Annotated in this window: 1 protein-coding gene; it reads left to right on the forward strand. The window is 56.4% G+C overall.

Annotated features, from left to right (window positions below):
• Positions 1 to 146: 146 nt before the first annotated feature.
• Positions 147 to 1,734, forward strand: a 1,588-nt coding sequence (locus ACTIKR_RS13780) for a M24B family metallopeptidase (RefSeq protein ID WP_442328111.1), incomplete at its 3' end; no start/stop codon positions are given.

Consider the following 1,734-nt stretch of genomic DNA (forward strand, 5'->3'; position numbering starts at 1 on the left):
GGTAGTCATAGGGCAACGTGTTGGAATGTATCTGGGCCGACCGCATGTTTTTTTTGCGGTGATGGTGTATTGTAAATGTTTGCGCACCACTGTGATGCCTGTTGCGGTGATGCATAGATGATTGTTTCCCGGAGTTTCTGTTTACTATGTCAACCGCTTCTGAACGCCTGCAGCAATTGCGTATCGCGATGGCCGCCCAGCATATTGATGCCTACCTTATTCTGTCGGCAGATCCCCACCAGTCGGAATATCTTCCGGAGTACTGGCAGGGACGACGCTGGCTCAGCGGCTTCACCGGTTCTGTCGGTACCATCGTTGTCACCAGCGATTTTGCCGGGCTCTGGGTGGACTCCCGCTATTGGGAGCAGGCGGAAAAACAGCTATGCGATAGTGGCATGACGCTGATGAAACAGGGCCAGGCTGATGTGCCCAGTGTCAATGCGTGGTTGGAGGCGCGCCTTGCAAACAGGCAGGTCGTTGGCGTGGACGGTCATGTGCTCAGCCTGAAAGCGGCGCAGGAATTGCGTCAGGCACTGACACGCAGCGACAGCATATTGAAAACCGATAGCGATTTGCTGGCGGCAATCTGGCCTGACAGGCCGGGCTTGCCGGCAGCACCTGTTGTTGAACATAGTGCGCCCTTTGCCACACGCAGCCGCCAGCAGAATTTGCAGGCGGTGCGCCAGGCCATGGCCCAGGCCGGCGCGCAATGGCATTTGATCAGCGCGCTGGACGATATAGCCTGGGTATTGAATCTGCGTGGTTCCGACGTTTCCTACAACCCGGTCTTCCTGTCGCATTTGTTGATCGGACCAGACAGTGCTGTTCTTTTCGTCGACAAGACAAAAATGGAACCCGAACTGATCGCCCGACTCGCAGCCGATGGCGTCACTGTAGAAGGGTATGAGGATATTCAAGGCGCATTAACGGCACTACCTCACGAGGCACTACTGGTTGATCCGGCCCGTACAACGGTGGGGCTGCTTGCCCATGCCCGTTCGGTATCATTGATCGAAAGACTCAATCCCTCGCAACGCTTCAAGTCCGTTAAAAATCAGGCCGAAATTGTGAACGTCAGGCAGGCCATGGAACAGGATGGCGCGGCACTGTGTGAATTTTTCGCCTGGTTCGAGGCGGCCATGGAAAACGGCGAGCCAGTGACCGAGTTGACGATTGATGAAGAGATCACCGCGGCCCGTGCTCGCCAGCCTCATTTTGTGTCGCCCAGCTTTTCCACCATCGCCGGTTTCAATGCCAACGGCGCCATGCCGCATTACATGGCAACGCCCGAGTCGTATTCCGTCATTGAAGGCGATGGCCTGTTGTTGATCGATTCAGGCGGGCAGTACCTGAACGGGACCACTGATATCACGCGGGTGGTGCCCGTCGGTAATATTGGCGCTCATCATCGCCGCGATTTTACGCTGGTGCTCAAGGGTATGATCGGGCTGGCAGCAGCCGATTTTCCGGAAGACTATCCTGCTCCTTTGCTCGATACGCTGGCGCGTGCACCTTTGTGGGCCCAGTTGCTGGATTTCGGTCACGGGACCGGGCATGGAGTCGGGTACTTTATGAATGTGCATGAGGGGCCACAAATGATCTCGCATCGCGCCTACCGTTTTCCCGACACCGAGATGAAAGCCGGCATGATTACCTCAGATGAGCCCGGCCTGTATCGTCCGGGTCAGTGGGGCATTCGTATTGAAAACCTGATCTGCGCAGTACCGGCAGGCC

Origin of the sequence: Advenella sp. (assembly GCF_052108595.1) — a bacterium.
Taxonomy (GTDB): Bacteria; Pseudomonadota; Gammaproteobacteria; order Burkholderiales; family Burkholderiaceae_B; genus Advenella.